The organism is Acinetobacter sp. FDAARGOS_558, assembly GCF_003937785.1.
In the GTDB taxonomy this organism is placed as follows: Bacteria; Pseudomonadota; Gammaproteobacteria; order Pseudomonadales; family Moraxellaceae; genus Acinetobacter; species Acinetobacter baumannii.
The window spans coordinates 1,790,166-1,805,728 of the sequence record NZ_RKJH01000001.1; the positions used below are offsets into that span (position 1 = coordinate 1,790,166).

The 15,563-nt window shown below is 41.3% G+C and carries 11 protein-coding genes, 2 tRNA genes and 3 rRNA genes; 6 read left to right on the forward strand and 10 right to left on the reverse strand.

All coding sequences use genetic code 11. The features are described from left to right. The first annotated feature begins 14 nt into the window (after positions 1–14). Positions 15–1,886 carry an FAD-dependent 5-carboxymethylaminomethyl-2-thiouridine(34) oxidoreductase MnmC gene (gene mnmC / locus EGT34_RS08555; RefSeq protein WP_001043508.1) on the forward strand — a complete coding sequence of 624 codons (1,872 nt, stop codon included), beginning with the start codon at positions 15–17 and terminating at the stop codon, positions 1,884–1,886. Between the two features lie 51 nt (positions 1,887–1,937). On the opposite strand, the gene EGT34_RS08560 is transcribed toward mnmC, so the two are convergent. Beyond that, positions 1,938–2,252 (reverse strand): rhodanese-like domain-containing protein, encoded by a 315-nt coding sequence (locus tag EGT34_RS08560; RefSeq protein WP_000619820.1) that lies wholly within the window; start codon positions 2,250–2,252, stop codon positions 1,938–1,940. A 91-nt stretch (positions 2,253–2,343) separates the two neighbouring features. On the opposite strand from EGT34_RS08560, the gene EGT34_RS08565 reads away from it, so the two are divergent. Together EGT34_RS08565 and EGT34_RS08570 are read left to right on the forward strand one after the other, a co-directional pair. Next, on the forward strand, positions 2,344–2,832 hold the full coding sequence (locus EGT34_RS08565) for a YajQ family cyclic di-GMP-binding protein (protein ID WP_001138893.1): 489 nt from the start codon (positions 2,344–2,346) through the stop codon (positions 2,830–2,832). A 35-nt stretch (positions 2,833–2,867) separates the two neighbouring features. Continuing rightward, positions 2,868–3,362 (forward strand): DUF4442 domain-containing protein, encoded by a 495-nt coding sequence (locus EGT34_RS08570; protein ID WP_000083564.1) that lies wholly within the window; start codon positions 2,868–2,870, stop codon positions 3,360–3,362. Between the two features lie 39 nt (positions 3,363–3,401). On the opposite strand, the gene EGT34_RS08575 is transcribed toward EGT34_RS08570, so the two are convergent. The 3 genes from EGT34_RS08575 to EGT34_RS08585 are packed head-to-tail and all read right to left on the reverse strand — an operon-like array spanning position 3,402 to position 5,160. Next, the gene (locus EGT34_RS08575; protein WP_001287657.1) at positions 3,402–3,824 is read right to left on the reverse strand and encodes an acyl-CoA thioesterase; all 423 of its coding nucleotides are present in this window, start codon (positions 3,822–3,824) and stop codon (positions 3,402–3,404) included. 1 nt (position 3,825) lies between these two features. Beyond that, on the reverse strand, positions 3,826–4,263 hold the full coding sequence (gene trxC, locus EGT34_RS08580; protein ID WP_000587649.1) for a thioredoxin TrxC: 438 nt from the start codon (positions 4,261–4,263) through the stop codon (positions 3,826–3,828). Further along, positions 4,264–5,160, reverse strand: coding sequence for an alpha/beta hydrolase (locus EGT34_RS08585; protein ID WP_000543478.1), 897 nt, complete (start codon positions 5,158–5,160; stop codon positions 4,264–4,266). It lies immediately after the preceding gene. Between the two features lie 191 nt (positions 5,161–5,351). Here EGT34_RS08585 and EGT34_RS08590 point away from each other — a divergent pair, with 191 nt between their 5' ends. Next, complete coding sequence (locus EGT34_RS08590; protein ID WP_001293924.1) at positions 5,352–5,687, forward strand: TIGR01244 family sulfur transferase; 336 nt, start codon at positions 5,352–5,354, stop codon at positions 5,685–5,687. 278 nt (positions 5,688–5,965) lie between these two features. Here EGT34_RS08590 and EGT34_RS08595 read toward each other — a convergent pair whose 3' ends face one another. After that, on the reverse strand, positions 5,966–7,444 hold the full coding sequence (locus EGT34_RS08595; RefSeq protein WP_000839936.1) for a hypothetical protein: 1,479 nt from the start codon (positions 7,442–7,444) through the stop codon (positions 5,966–5,968). Between the two features lie 147 nt (positions 7,445–7,591). On the opposite strand from EGT34_RS08595, the gene EGT34_RS08600 reads away from it, so the two are divergent. Continuing rightward, the gene (locus EGT34_RS08600) at positions 7,592–8,965 is read left to right on the forward strand and encodes a dihydrolipoyl dehydrogenase (protein WP_000459901.1); all 1,374 of its coding nucleotides are present in this window, start codon (positions 7,592–7,594) and stop codon (positions 8,963–8,965) included. A gap of 218 nt (positions 8,966–9,183) precedes the next feature. On the opposite strand, the gene rrf is transcribed toward EGT34_RS08600, so the two are convergent. The 5 genes from rrf to EGT34_RS08625 form a co-directional block, all read right to left on the reverse strand. Then, a 5S ribosomal RNA gene (gene rrf / locus EGT34_RS08605) occupies positions 9,184–9,298 on the reverse strand. A 185-nt stretch (positions 9,299–9,483) separates the two neighbouring features. Next, positions 9,484–12,373, reverse strand: a 23S ribosomal RNA gene (locus tag EGT34_RS08610). A 340-nt stretch (positions 12,374–12,713) separates the two neighbouring features. Further along, positions 12,714–12,789 (reverse strand) — tRNA-Ala (locus EGT34_RS08615). Positions 12,790–12,844: 55 nt separating this feature from the next. Then, a tRNA-Ile gene (locus tag EGT34_RS08620) sits at positions 12,845–12,921 on the reverse strand. Positions 12,922–12,980: 59 nt separating this feature from the next. Next, a 16S ribosomal RNA gene (locus tag EGT34_RS08625) occupies positions 12,981–14,514 on the reverse strand. Together the 16S, 23S and 5S rRNA genes with 2 tRNA genes alongside form the textbook arrangement of a ribosomal RNA operon. A 542-nt stretch (positions 14,515–15,056) precedes the next feature. Between EGT34_RS08625 and EGT34_RS08630 the strand changes: the two genes are divergently transcribed. Next, complete coding sequence (locus tag EGT34_RS08630) at positions 15,057–15,560, forward strand: YfiR family protein (RefSeq protein WP_001985194.1); 504 nt, start codon at positions 15,057–15,059, stop codon at positions 15,558–15,560. Positions 15,561–15,563 lie beyond the last annotated feature (3 nt).

Sequence of the window (15,563 nt, forward strand, 5' to 3'; positions counted from 1 at the left end):
ACTTATTAAACCGAATGAACAAATCAAACCGTATACAAACTGCTGAGCTGGATTGGGAATCTATTGATGGTATTGAAGTTCCCATTTCCAAACAATTTGGTGATGTCTATTTTTCTAAAGATAATGGTCTGCTTGAAACACGGCATGTATTTTTAAATGGCAATGACCTAGCAGAACGATTAGCTAATTTACAAGATTTTGAATATTTCAGTGTAGGAGAAACCGGGTTTGGCACTGGTTTAAATATTCTTGCGCTCTGGCAACTATGGCAACAAGTTCGTCCAAATAACCACAGTCATTTACATGCAATTAGCGTCGAAAAGTTTCCTTTAAGCAAAGCTGATCTCATTCGTGCTTTAAATGTATGGGATGAACTTAAACCGCTTTCCAAACAACTTATTGAGCAATATCCCTTACCTCTTGCAGGCTGCCATCGTTTAAGTTTTCCAGAAGAGCGCTTCAGCATCGACCTATGGTTAGGAGATGCACAAGATATTTTTCCAAGTATGGTAAAAACGAAGGCAGTGAATGCTTGGTTTCTAGATGGTTTTGCGCCTTCTTGTAATCCGGACATGTGGGAACAAAATGTTTTAAATAATATTGTTCGGCTTTCCGACTATGGCACTACCTTTGCCTCATTTAGTGTAGCTGGTGTCCTCAAACGTGGGCTAAAGGCTCACGGAATCGATATTTCTCGTCCCCGCGGTTTTGGGCATAAACGGGAAATGCTTAAAGCCGTTTGGAAAGCACCTGTAAGTGAAGAAATTTTATTAGAACCAGTTAGCGATACTCTCCATTTTACTCAGCAGCATATCGCCGTAATTGGCGCTGGGATTGCAGGTTTAAGCACAGCTTGGGCATTTGCTCAACGTGGGCATCAGGTCACTCTATTTGAGCGTACAGCGCCGTTATCAGGTGCTTCTGGCAATCCGTTGGCATTGCTTAATCCGAAACTATGCCCAATTGAACAAAGCCATGAGCATCTCATGACTTTAAGCTGGCAACATGCGTTAAATTTCTATAAAAATTTTCAAGCTTTTCACCCGATTCAAATACAGCAAATGGCTTTAAAGAATGCACAAGATCTTCTCGATCTTGCTGATCAATATCCTGCTGATATTGTCACGCAGCAAACAAGCTCACTTGAATCAGACTATCCACATATTTTGTTGACCGAAGCTGGAGCAGTTTCTCCGCACCAATTACGTGCTGAAATTTTGCAACATCCAAGTATTGAACTGAAAATTGCCAATATTACGACACTTGATTCTTTTGAAAATAAAGTTCAATTAAAAAGTGGTAATGAAACTACTTTAGAAGCTGATCATGTCGTGGTGTGCTGCGCCAGAGAAAGTGCTGCTTTATTTGAAAATTATCCGCTATTAAAACCTATACGTGGACAGGTGAGCTGGGTTGATAATTCTTTTGCAACTTTACCTTTAAACGAAGCCTATAGCTATGGTGGTTATTGTATGCAACTGAATACGTCTGAACTTATTCTAGGGGCTTCTTTCTACCCAAACCGAGACGATCAAGAAGTACTGCTTGATGACCATGTGCATAACTTTGAATTAATCCACAGCGTTTTTCCTCATTATGCAAAACAATTACCGCCAGTCGAACAATGGCAAGGACGAGCATCAGTTCGCGCTCAAAGTCCAGATTATTTTCCAGTTGTGGGAAAAATGCAGAATGAAAGCCGTATTTCTACTTTTGCAGGTTTAGGCTCAAAGGGCTTTTTATTTGCGCCGCTTTGTAGTGAAGTTTTAGTGGCCCAAATTTTAGGTGAAGCTTGTCCTGTTCCCAAAAGCCTATTACAGAAATTAGATGCCCAACGTTTTCAAAAGAAAGTTAAACCTAAGAAACCTTATTTTAAATCTCAATAGTGCACTTGAGAAAATTTAGTCCCAATAAAAAAGCACCCGAAGGTGCTTTTTTTATGCGCCCTGCTCTAGAGGTAAACCTGCGTCACGAGCTGCACGCGTCCCTCCCATCAGCACGACATATTCACGCGAGGCATCTAAGCCTTCTAGTTTCTCAGCTGCACGAGGAGCTTTGCTACCACCACCACATAAAATATAAATCGGCTGATCCGCAGCGACCTGGTTCAAAATATCAGCATTTAAATCATTAATTGGGCGGCTTACCGCACCTTTAACATGCCCTTCTGCATAAGCACTTGAATCACGGACATCCCAGATAACAGCATTTTCTGGGAACTCAAATGTTGTAATTTCTTGTTTACGGATCATTGTGCACTCCTTTGATGTAAACAACACTTGGCAAATGAAGAAAACCCTCTTAGCATCTCAAATATTCTTTCACTTTGTAAAGGTCTAAACTATGCCTTCTTTCGATATTGTTTCTGAATTAGAGTTATTTGAAGTTAATCACGCTGTACAAAACACCCAAAAAGAGATTGCAACACGTTTTGACTTCCGTGGTCATGATGTTTCTATCGAATTAAATGAAAAAAATAAAGAGATAAAAATCAGTACAGAAAGTGATTTCCAGTGTGAACAAGTTTATAACATGTTAGAAAATCACTTTTATAAACGTAAAATTGATGTGCAAGCGCTTGACCCTCAGAAAGCAACAGCTTCAGGCAAAAATTTTGTACAAGTGATTAAACTAAAAGATGGCCTTGACTCTGATACAGCAAAAAAAATTAATAAAGCCATTAAAGAAAGTGGTATCAAAGTGCAATCATCTATTCAAGGCGACAAAATCCGTGTAACTGATAAAAAGCGTGACACTTTACAACAAGTGATGGCTTTTTTACGTGAACAACAATTTGGTCTGCCATTACAATTTAATAACTTTAAAGATTAATGTCTTAGCATGACATTCCCAATTAAGGTAATCCCATGTCTCAATCCAATCGTCTATTAAAACTGGTAAAAGCAACTTCAAAATTCCCTAAAGGTATTCGGAGTACGCTTTGGAGCAAGGCATTTGGCCGCATTGTGCCAATGGTGGGTACAGCAAACATTCGCTATCTGGAAGTAGATGTAAACCATGTGATGGTTCGCTTAGAGAATCAAAAAAATATGCAGAACCATATTAAAGGAGTCCATGCTGCGGCTATGGCACTTTTAGCAGAAACTGCAACAGGTTTTCTAACGGGTTTACATATTCCAGATAACCGTATTTTATTAATCAAATCATTACATGTTGATTATTTAAAAGTGGTTGAAGGTGGTTTAACAGCAACAGCGACTCTCTCTACCGAACAGCAAAAATATATTGCTGATCATGAGAAAGGTGAACTTGTTATTCCAGTTACGGTCATTGATGATGCAGGTAATGAACCGATTCAATGCCAAATGTTATGGGCATGGTTACCGAAACGTAAGAAATAAAGATATAAAAAAGCCCAAATTCAAATTTGGGCTTTTTTATTACGATTCTTGAGAGGCAAGAAATTTCTGTTTCGCTTCCTCAGGAATCTGACGTTTGTTGCCTTTTACATCTACTGCAACAAAGGTAAAGACCCCTTCAGTAATACGAATTGGGGCACGAGAGTCATCATGGCTATCCCAAACTTCAATTTGCATTTGAATAGAGGTATTACCCACTTTTAGGATTTTGGTATAGCAGCTAATGACAAAGCCTACTTTTACCGGAACCAAAAAGGTCATCTGATTAATGGAAATCGTAGCACAGCGACCACGACTAAAACGCTCCGCGTGAATTGCTCCAGCCAAGTCCATTTGTGACACGATCCACCCACCAAACACATCACCACTCCAGTTAGTATCTGCTGGCATGGCAATCGTTTGTAAGGATAAAATTCCTTCTGGTTTGGTATAAGCTTCTGACACCTTAGCTCCCGAAATTCGTTTGAAGTTGTTGATCTAGCCACTGCTGCAATTCAGGCGCGCGTAATGCGCCGCTCATTCGAGCAACTTCTGTGGTTTTATTCATTAATACAAGGGTAGGAATACTTCTCACATTAAATGCTTGGCTTAAGCGAGGAGACTCTTCGGTATTAATCTTGGCAAAAATGACACGTGGATTTTGTTTTGCAACTTGTGCAAAATGTGGCGCCATCATTTTACAAGGTCCACACCATTCTGCCCATAAATCTATCAAAATAGGCAGATCACTATTTGTGATGTAGTTGCTAAAGTTTTGTTCATTTAACTCAATTGGCGCAAGCGGGAGTAATGGCTGATGACATTGTCCACAACTCGGTTGAGCGGTAAGTTTTTCCTCTGGTACTCTATTTTTTGCACCGCACGATGCACATACAATAATCATTTACATCACTCCTATATGCTGATGTAAAAATTCTAATTGGGTCGTCACTGCTTTTTCAAACCATGAACCGTGATAGATATCAAAATGTTTCATATCCCATTCATGATAACTCACGAAAGGCGCAATATTAGTCGCAGCTTCACGACTAGACTCAATTGGAATCAAAGAATCATGCTGAGCCGCAATAAATAAAACTGGAATATTAATTTGACGTACAAGTTGAATTGGGCGATAACGCATCAAATTAAAAAACACGCGTGCCGGGACTTCTCCACTCCAGTAATAATCCGGATTCACAATCGATAAATAACCATAATAGCTATCTGCTGTTGGCATAAAGCACAATTTATATTGATCTACAACAGGTAACCTTTTAGGGTTAAGGCCCATTTTTGAACCCATATAATCTTGGCTCGACAACTTTAAAGCTTGGGGATAACGCTGCAGTGGATATAATTTTGCTGTTTCCGCACCATCAACATATGGAATTTGTACCATAATGGCCTGAATATTCTTTAATTCAGAAGCTAGGCTTAAAGCATATCCCCCACTTAAGGATGTTCCCCACAATACAATTCTTCGGTTATCTATAAATTTACACGTAGAAGCATATTGGATCATGGTCTTCCAGTCTTCTAGTTGAGAGTTGATAGAAATCATCTCTCGGGGCTTACCTGTACTTCCACCCCAATATCGGTAATCAAATAAAATAACCGCATAGCCAGCTTGAGCAAAACGCTGGGCATATTGGATGAGTTTGAATTGACGCAATCCGGCAAAACCATGTGCCATGATAATTACCGCAGATTTATTATTTGTTTTTGGAATATAAAAGTCAGCTGCGATCATTTCCTGATCACATGGAACATATAAAGGCTCAACCGTATAAGCGTGCATATGTGCTCCGTGGCATTATGGTCGAAGTAATGAATTTACAAAAAACATCCTGATCGCCTTTTAAAATCTAGAGTTATTCTTTTACATAAATTTTATCTATGTAGGAACAACGTTTTAGTGTCTTGTATCTCAGGTTAAGCTTAATGCTATGATACAGCATAAGAGGTTTTATTAAATTTTGGAGTGACGAAATGTCAGAGAATGTTGGTTTCGCAGGTCAAATTGGCCCAGAACATGTGGGTCAAGTTGTAGAAAAAGGCTTTAAATCTATTATTAATAACCGTCCTGACATGGAAGGTGGTCCAGAACAACCAACCAGTGCTCAAATTGAAGAAGCAGCACGCCAAGCTGGTCTAGATTATGTTTATCAGCCTGTTGTAGCTGGCCAAATTACTGAACTTGATGTTCGTACTTTTGCAAATCACTATAATGAACTCCCAAAACCAGTTCTCATGTTCTGCCGTACTGGAAACCGTTCAAACAATCTTTATCAATTAGCCAAACAAATGGATTTGTTAGATGATTAAATAAATTCATAAGCTCTATTTTTATTTAAAGATAGAGCTTTTTTAATAAAAAAATATATACAACTGCATCAATTCAACAGATATACAAACAGTCTTCAGCTAAAGTTGTTAAATCACTTTTTATTTACTTAGTTATTTTATGAATAAATTGATTTTGTTATTAGTAAGCTGCCTTATTCTCAGCGCGTGTTCATCTATGCAAGTACGCCCTACTGTCGGGGTAAGTATGGGAACACAACTCTAAAAAAGAAGCAGCTCAAAGGCTGCTTCTTTTTATATTAATTACCATTTGAACAGTTTGGATCTATTCCATATGGACTTTCCATATTTGGGCCATTAAGATCCGTAAGGCTGACATCTTTAGTTAAATAACCTAAAGTTAAGGATGTAGAACCTTTAATTAAACTTCCCGAAACTGTAGATTTAGCCGTTAACTGAACAGTTAACCATGATGCATAAATTTTAGGATATTGAATTTTAAGATCAAAACGTCCATTTGCATCTGTCGTATATTTATTATTGGTTGCAGCGGTACCTGCACTGTTGATATACGATACAACTTGGACTGTAGAATTTTCTTTAAGCGGCTTTAATTGATTAATAACGTCCCCATTCACATTTACAGCTTGGACTGGTGATGTACAGGCTGTTCTAATAACAGGAAGATATTCATCTGGTTTACCATCAGTTGGATTAGAAGTATCAACAAACCCATATCGGCCCTTATAATACGCAAGAGCATTAACGCCCATGACTACATCTTGATTGGGTATCGGTTTACCATCCACATCAGTCACTTGTACTGAAATATTTTTATAGTAGTAGACTCCATCACTTGAATCTTCCATTGTGGTCGGATTATATGCTACGGCAATAGCGCCTACTGCTACTGGTACATCAGAATTAACCACATCAAGTTTATAAGTATAAATTTTTGTAGATTGGCCAAAGTTTGCTTCTAAAACAAGATCATCTGTTACGAACTGACCAGCACTATATGATGAAGTTCTTTGATTTTCACTAAAAGATAAAGTATAGCTGATCTGACCATTTACATCAGTTTGTGTCGCATTAGGAGTAAATTTGACACCATTTAAAACTGAATTTCTAACTTTAAGTGTAATCGCTTGGTTTGCTAAAGTTGCACCATTTGCATCTACAGCTGTTAATGTGACGGTTGTTTGATCACCTCTAACATTTAGAGAGGTTTTTGTAGCATCAAACAATACAATACTCGTAGTATCAGCTTCGACAGTACTGTTGCTACCTGTTACTGTCACTGTCTGTTCTTGAGTAAGCGTACCATTATTCGTAGAGACTTTTAATTTGAAACCATTTTTCACCAACTCATTTATCGAACTCGATGTTTTTGGTGTTTTTATAATGTATATAGCATTACCTGCCGCATCAGTAGTTTGAGTAGATACGCCTTCTATAGATACGTTATTTGTTGGATCATCTAATTCCAAAGTGACATTAGCACCAGCAACACCGCCTTTATTCTTATCTAAAGCTCTAACAGTAACAGTTAAAGTATCATTCGTTGCAGCAACTGATAATTTATCTAGTTCTATCTTTAAAGCTGTAGCAGCCGCTGGCTGAGCTCCACTATTATTACTTCCAGATGATGAGTTACTATTTGATGAACCATTTTGGTAATAGCCATCATCGCCTCCCCCGCCACAACTTGCTAAAATAATTGACACAGCAATAGCCGACAACTTCAAGGTAAGTTGTTTTTTATACATACTTTTCATTTCCCCAATCTTTCCTAAAGGTATAAGATTTTTTAATTATTTATATTATTAGTGTAATCATATTGGATGCACTCTGTAAACATAAATTACATTGAGTTTTATTATGTAGCTTATTATACGAAAAATTTATAGTTATTAGGATTCATAATGTTCGATCTTATTATCATTGGCGCGGGTACGGCTGGTATTAGCGCTTATAAAGAAGCAGTAAAATACACTAATAATCTTTTAATTATAAATGATGGCCCTTGGGATACCACTTGCGCACGTGTAGGATGTATGCCAAGTAAAGTCTTAATCTCTACTGCAAACCGTATGCATGATATACAAAATGCTCAAGAGGTTGGGCTGAGTGCTTCAGCAGATATTAATACTGATCAGGTTATGGAGCATGTGAGAACCTTACGTGATCGTTTTACTAAGGCCACAGTAAAAGATGTCGAACAATGGCCCACTGAACATAAAATTTCGGGTAAAGCTCATTTTATTGATGCAAAAACTGTTGAAGTAAATGGTAAACGATATCAGTCAAAAAGTTTTATTTTAGCAGTAGGCTCTACACCCAATTATGATCAAAGTTGGAAACAAGAATTAGATGATCGTCTTATTACTACAGATCAAATATTTGAATTAAACACCCTACCCAAGTCTATCGCTATTATTGGAAGTGGAGTAATTGCCTTAGAGATTGCCCAAGCCATGCATCGTTTGGGTGTAGAAACCACTATATTTGCTCGTAGTAAAAGAATCGGGATATTTACTAGTCCTAAGCTACAACAGCTCGCTCAAGAAGAACTGAGTAAAGAGTTAAATTTTTTATTCGAGACATTGCCTCATGAGGTTAAGTCTACTTCTGATGGCGTTATATTGAATTATAAAATTGATGAAAAAGAAAAGTCTATTCAAGTTGAGTATGTATTATCTGCAACAGGTCGTTCGAGCTTACTTGACACGCTAAAGCTAGAAAATATTGATAAATCTTTTAAAGATATTAAATTACTACCTATAAATGCAAAAACTAAACAATTAGATAACTATCCAATTTTTATTGCTGGTGATGCGTACACCTCTACGCCTTTACAACATGAAGCTGCCCATGAAGGCAAAAAAGTTGTTCATAACTGTTTAAATTATCCACAGCTTAATTCAGTTAAGACCCTCCCTCCCTTAGGAATTGTATTTAGTCATCCAGAAATGGCAATTGTGGGACAAAGTTATAAACAACTTAAAGATAATGGAGTAGATTTTGTTACAGGTGAAGCATCTTATGAAAGACAAGGTAGAGCTATCGTACTCGGGAAAAATAAGGGTGCTATTGAAGTTTATATAGAGCGGGAAAGTCAGAAATTGCTTGGTGCAGAGTTATTTACCGAAGCTACAGAACATATGGCCCATCTATTAAGCTGGATTATTGGAGAAAAGCTAACTTTAAATGATATTTTAGAGAAACCTTTCTATCATCCAACACTAGAAGAAGGCCTTCGTACTGCTCTTAAACATGCTCGCAGACAGTTGAAATAGTTATTATTAGAACGGAACTCTCTTGAGAAGTTAGCTCTCTATACTTCAAGTAGCCTTCTTCTTTTGAGTACTAATTTTCTGTTTGATTAAACTGAGGCTAAATTTGTTCAGCTAGATAACACACGATTTATTTTTATTACCTAGCCACTTTAATATTTTGATTTTCTATATAAAAAAACACCCCAACCTCTTTTGAGATTGGGGTGTTTAGAATAATGAGCTGGCGATGACTTACTCTCACATGGGTAATCCCACACTACCATCAGCGCTAAGAGGTTTCACTTCTGAGTTCGGGAAGGGATCAGGTGGTTCACTCTTGCTATGGTCGCCAGCACAACTGTTTATGGATACTTGCTTGGGTCTTATTTAATGCCGAAGCGTTTTCCAAATCTGTAACAGACTGGGCTGAATTGAATCTTACTTTATCTGTTCATTTTAGCTAGAGGTATAACTAAATCAAGTTGTCTTGCATATTTAAGAATCGATTGATGCTTCATATACAACTGCTTGGGTGTTGTATAGTCAAGCCTCACGAGCAATTAGTATTGGTCAGCTTCACATATCACTATGCTTCCACATCCAACCTATCAACGTCCTAGTCTCGAACGGCTCTTTAGAGGACATAAAGTCCTAGGGAAATCTTATCTTGAGGTAGGCTTCCCGCTTAGATGCTTTCAGCGGTTATCCCTTCCGAACATAGCTACCCGGCGATGCGACTGGCGTCACAACCGGTACACCAGAGGTTCGTCCACTCTGGTCCTCTCGTACTAGGAGCAGATCCTCTCAAATTTCCAGCGCCCACGGTAGATAGGGACCGAACTGTCTCACGACGTTCTAAACCCAGCTCGCGTACCTCTTTAAATGGCGAACAGCCATACCCTTGGGACCTGCTTCAGCCCCAGGATGAGATGAGCCGACATCGAGGTGCCAAACACCGCCGTCGATATGAACTCTTGGGCGGTATCAGCCTGTTATCCCCAGAGTACCTTTTATCCGTTGAGCGATGGCCCTTCCATACAGAACCACCGGATCACTAAGACCTACTTTCGTACCTGCTCGACTTGTGGGTCTCGCAGTTAAGCGCGCTTTTGCCTTTATACTCTACGCGTGATTTCCGACCACGCTGAGCGCACCTTCGTACTCCTCCGTTACTCTTTAGGAGGAGACCGCCCCAGTCAAACTACCCACCAGACACGGTCCTCGTCCCGGATCACGGGACAGAGTTAGAACCTCAACATTACCAGGGTGGTATTTCAAGGACGGCTCCACTGGAACTAGCGTTCCAGCTTCAAAGCCTCCCACCTATCCTACACAAGTAAGGTCAAAGTTCAGTGTCAAGCTGCAGTAAAGGTTCACGGGGTCTTTCCGTCTAGCCGCGGGTACACTGCATCTTCACAGCGATTTCGATTTCACTGAGCCTCTGCTGGAGACAGCGCCGCCATCATTATGCCATTCGTGCAGGTCGGAACTTACCCGACAAGGAATTTCGCTACCTTAGGACCGTTATAGTTACGGCCGCCGTTTACTGGGGCTTCGATCAAGAGCTTCGCTTACGCTAACCCCATCAATTAACCTTCCAGCACCGGGCAGGCATCACACCCTATACGTCCACTTTCGTGTTTGCAGAGTGCTATGTTTTTAATAAACAGTTGCAGCGGCCTGGTTTCTGCGGCTGTCGTCAGCTCAGGAAGCGAGTTCCATCACCAACAACAGCGTACCTTCTCCCGAAGTTACGGTACCATTTTGCCTAGTTCCTTCAGCAGAGTTCTCTCAAGCGCCTTGGTCTACTCGACCTGACCACCTGTGTCGGTTTCGGGTACGATTCCTGTGTAACTGAAGCTTAGAGACTTTTCCTGGAAGCATGGCATCAACCACTTCGCTGTACAAGTACAGCTTGCTATCAGATCTCAGCATAGAGTACCCCGGATTTGCCTAAGATACATGCCTACATCCTTTCACCTGGACAACCAACGCCAGGCTGATTTAGCCTTCTCCGTCCTCTCATCGCATTACACAGAAGTAATGGAATATTAACCATTTTCCCATCGACTACGCCTTTCGGCCTCGCCTTAGGGGTCGACTCACCCAGCCCCGATTAACGTTGGACTGGAACCCTTGGTCTTTCGGCGAACGGGTTTTTCACCCGTTTTGTCGTTACTCACGTCAGCATTCGCACTTCTGATACCTCCAGCATGCTTCTCAACACACCTTCATCGGCTTACAGAACGCTCCCCTACCACGTATACAAAGTATACATCCGCAGCTTCGGCACATAGTTTTAGCCCCGTTACATCTTCCGCGCAGGCCGACTCGACTAGTGAGCTATTACGCTTTCTTTAAAGGGTGGCTGCTTCTAAGCCAACCTCCTAGCTGTCTATGCCTTCCCACATCGTTTCCCACTTAACTATGATTTGGGGCCTTAGCTGGCGGTCTGGATTGTTTTCCTCTTGACTACGGACGTTAGCACCCGCAGTCTGTCTCCCGGATAGTACTCATAGGTATTCGGAGTTTGCATCGGTTTGGTAAGTCGGGATGACCCCCTAGCCGAAACAGTGCTCTACCCCTATGGTATTCGTCCGAGGCGCTACCTAAATAGCTTTCGGGGAGAACCAGCTATCACCAGGCTTGATTAGCCTTTCACCCCTATCCACAAGTCATCCCCTGGCTTTTCAACGACAGTGGGTTCGGTCCTCCAGTTAGTGTTACCCAACCTTCAACCTGCTCATGGATAGATCGCCTGGTTTCGGGTCTATACCCAGCAACTAAACGCCCTATTAAGACTCGATTTCTCTACGGCTCCCCTATACGGTTAACCTCGCTACTGAATATAAGTCGCTGACCCATTATACAAAAGGTACGCAGTCACACCACGAAGGTGCTCCCACTGCTTGTATGCATGCGGTTTCAGGATCTATTTCACTCCCCTCACAGGGGTTCTTTTCGCCTTTCCCTCACGGTACTGGTTCACTATCGGTCAGTCAGGAGTATTTAGCCTTGGAGGATGGTCCCCCATATTCAGACAAGGTTTCACGTGCCTCGCCCTACTCGTCATCATTATGTGTGCCCTTTCGTGTACGGGAATATCACCCTCTACGTTCGCACTTCCCAGAGCGTTCCACTAAAACACACATAACTTAATGGGCTGATCCCCGTTCGCTCGCCGCTACTGAGGGAATCTCAATTGATTTCTTTTCCTAAGGGTACTGAGATGTTTCACTTCCCCTCGTTCGCCTTGCAACACTATGTATTCATGTTGCAATACCTACCTTAAAGTAGGTGGGTTCCCCCATTCAGACATCTCCGGATCAAAGGATATTTGCCGCCTCCCCGGAGCTTTTCGCAGGCTATCACGTCTTTCATCGCCTCTGACTGCCAAGGCATCCACCACATGCACTTAATTACTTGACTATACAACCCCAAACAGTCGATGTTACCTACAAGTTAGTAACTTCAACATTTCAGTTTAGAGCACTGTGCACTTAAGCACCGTACAGCTTCAATCTAAATTCACATACCAAAACGCTTGATTCAGTTAATTTGCTAGTTCTCAATTCATCTAGATTAATTGCTTAACCTAAACTCTTGAGTGAACAATTTATTTCAGACTCAATTTTGCCAATCTGTTAATGAGTTAATGTGTCTTCGTCAGATCACACTAATTACCGTGATAATGAAATCACAGAAGTTAATAAACCAAGATCTCAATCTTTATTTACTAATTTCTGTAATCCGAACTTATCTTAAGTTCTGGTGGAGACTAGGAGAGTCGAACTCCTGACCTCCTGCGTGCAAAGCAGGCGCTCTACCAACTAAGCTAAGTCCCCAGCTTACATCATCAATCATGTATCTTTTATCTATAACTTCAACCAGTCAAAGTCATGGTGGGTCTGACAAGACTTGAACTTGTGACCCCACGCTTATCAAGCGTGTGCTCTAACCAACTGAGCTACAGACCCTCAGATACATCTATGAAGAACAACTTGTTGTGGATTCTTACCAATCGTCAATCTTTCGTTAAGGAGGTGATCCAGCCGCAGGTTCCCCTACGGCTACCTTGTTACGACTTCACCCCAGTCATCGGCCACACCGTGGTAACCGCCCTCTTTGCAGTTAGGCTAGCTACTTCTGGTGCAACAAACTCCCATGGTGTGACGGGCGGTGTGTACAAGGCCCGGGAACGTATTCACCGCGGCATTCTGATCCGCGATTACTAGCGATTCCGACTTCATGGAGTCGAGTTGCAGACTCCAATCCGGACTACGATCGGCTTTTGAGATTAGCATCACATCGCTGTGTAGCAACCCTTTGTACCGACCATTGTAGCACGTGTGTAGCCCTGGCCGTAAGGGCCATGATGACTTGACGTCGTCCCCACCTTCCTCCAGTTTGTCACTGGCAGTATCCTTAAAGTTCCCATCCGAAATGCTGGCAAGTAAGGAAAAGGGTTGCGCTCGTTGCGGGACTTAACCCAACATCTCACGACACGAGCTGACGACAGCCATGCAGCACCTGTATCTAGATTCCCGAAGGCACCAATCCATCTCTGGAAAGTTTCTAGTATGTCAAGGCCAGGTAAGGTTCTTCGCGTTGCATCGAATTAAACCACATGCTCCACCGCTTGTGCGGGCCCCCGTCAATTCATTTGAGTTTTAGTCTTGCGACCGTACTCCCCAGGCGGTCTACTTATCGCGTTAGCTGCGCCACTAAAGCCTCAAAGGCCCCAACGGCTAGTAGACATCGTTTACGGCATGGACTACCAGGGTATCTAATCCTGTTTGCTCCCCATGCTTTCGTACCTCAGCGTCAGTATTAGGCCAGATGGCTGCCTTCGCCATCGGTATTCCTCCAGATCTCTACGCATTTCACCGCTACACCTGGAATTCTACCATCCTCTCCATACTCTAGCTCACCAGTATCGAATGCAATTCCCAAGTTAAGCTCGGGGATTTCACATCCGACTTAATAAGCCGCCTACGCACGCTTTACGCCCAGTAAATCCGATTAACGCTCGCACCCTCTGTATTACCGCGGCTGCTGGCACAGAGTTAGCCGGTGCTTATTCTGCGAGTAACGTCCACTATCTCTAGGTATTAACTAAAGTAGCCTCCTCCTCGCTTAAAGTGCTTTACAACCATAAGGCCTTCTTCACACACGCGGCATGGCTGGATCAGGGTTCCCCCATTGTCCAATATTCCCCACTGCTGCCTCCCGTAGGAGTCTGGGCCGTGTCTCAGTCCCAGTGTGGCGGATCATCCTCTCAGACCCGCTACAGATCGTCGCCTTGGTAGGCCTTTACCCCACCAACTAGCTAATCCGACTTAGGCTCATCTATTAGCGCAAGGTCCGAAGATCCCCTGCTTTCTCCCGTAGGACGTATGCGGTATTAGCATCCCTTTCGAGATGTTGTCCCCCACTAATAGGCAGATTCCTAAGCATTACTCACCCGTCCGCCGCTAGGTCCAGTAGCAAGCTACCTTCCCCCGCTCGACTTGCATGTGTTAAGCCTGCCGCCAGCGTTCAATCTGAGCCATGATCAAACTCTTCAGTTAAAATCATTTTGCACCTTATTTATAGACAAGGTGCCAATTCTGGCTCATCAATTACTGACTTAAATTTCGCTCAAATAAACTTCGAGTAATTTAAACCAATCAATCAATGAAAATTATTTCGATTAATCAATCAGTAAAAATCCACACAAGTTGTTCTTCAATTCTCTTAATGATCTTCTTACTAGTTCGTCACCAGCAAGCTAGGTCGGCTATATTACTCTTAATCTCTTAAAAGTCAACAGGTAATTTCGATATTTTTAAAACTTATTCTCCAAACCAACTTACCATCAAATTCATCACTTAAAGCAATCAATCTAATCACAAGTAACTGTTTTTCAACAAGTTTCTATCTGCATCACCGCCGATGGATGTGCATTATAGACCATCTCATTCCCTTTGCAACCCCTTTTTCTAGCATTTCATATCAAGCGTACATTTTTTAGGCTTTTCACTGGATATTAGATGAGATATTAAACTTTTTTTAGTTATTCAACTTCATGTAGAATAGATTATTCGTGCAATTGATTTGGCATTAACTCACCATGTGGCACTCCGCTAAGAAAGTATTATTTTGCATACTTGTAGTGTTTGCTACGAGTGGGCCTGCTTATGCCAATTCAAAACATAACTTTTATGTGCTCACTTTATCTATTTTAAGTTATAGCAAATGGGAGAATGTAAGCACGCCTACTCTTTGTGTAATTGATAATGCATCAATTACTTCTACCTTCCAGTCTTATATTCAACAATTATCTTATAATTATCGTGTACAAACCGTTAATGCTAAAGATTTTTCTAAATCGCATTGCCAAGCTGTTTATTTCTCTACCACACCACCTCAGCAGCAGCAAAACTTAATTCAGAATTATCCATATCGTTCTTTGCTTTCTTTAAGTATTAATAATCCAGAATGTGAAGTTGGTAGTATCTTTTGTTTATATAATCAAAATAATTACACCACTTTTAAAGTTAACTTAGATGCATTAAGCCATTCCAAGGTCCATATTGATCCAAGGGTTTTACTCTTGGCTAAGAACGCGGAGTAAGGA

Excerpts from the sequence above, each read along its gene's own strand:
- EGT34_RS08590 (WP_001293924.1), top strand. The coding sequence starts at position 5,352 with ATGTCAGAGAATGTTGGTTTCGCAGGTCAAATTGGCCCAGAACATGTG.
- EGT34_RS08560 (WP_000619820.1), bottom strand. The coding sequence starts at position 2,252 with ATGATCCGTAAACAAGAAATTACAACATTTGAGTTCCCAGAAAATGCT.
- EGT34_RS08630 (WP_001985194.1), top strand. The coding sequence starts at position 15,057 with ATGTGGCACTCCGCTAAGAAAGTATTATTTTGCATACTTGTAGTGTTT.
- EGT34_RS08595 (WP_000839936.1), bottom strand. The coding sequence starts at position 7,444 with ATGAAAAGTATGTATAAAAAACAACTTACCTTGAAGTTGTCGGCTATT.
- EGT34_RS08565 (WP_001138893.1), top strand. The coding sequence starts at position 2,344 with ATGCCTTCTTTCGATATTGTTTCTGAATTAGAGTTATTTGAAGTTAAT.
- EGT34_RS08570 (WP_000083564.1), top strand. The coding sequence starts at position 2,868 with ATGTCTCAATCCAATCGTCTATTAAAACTGGTAAAAGCAACTTCAAAA.
- EGT34_RS08600 (WP_000459901.1), top strand. The coding sequence starts at position 7,592 with ATGTTCGATCTTATTATCATTGGCGCGGGTACGGCTGGTATTAGCGCT.
- EGT34_RS08585 (WP_000543478.1), bottom strand. The coding sequence starts at position 5,160 with ATGCACGCTTATACGGTTGAGCCTTTATATGTTCCATGTGATCAGGAA.
- mnmC (WP_001043508.1), top strand. The coding sequence starts at position 15 with ATGAACAAATCAAACCGTATACAAACTGCTGAGCTGGATTGGGAATCT.
- trxC (WP_000587649.1), bottom strand. The coding sequence starts at position 4,263 with ATGATTATTGTATGTGCATCGTGCGGTGCAAAAAATAGAGTACCAGAG.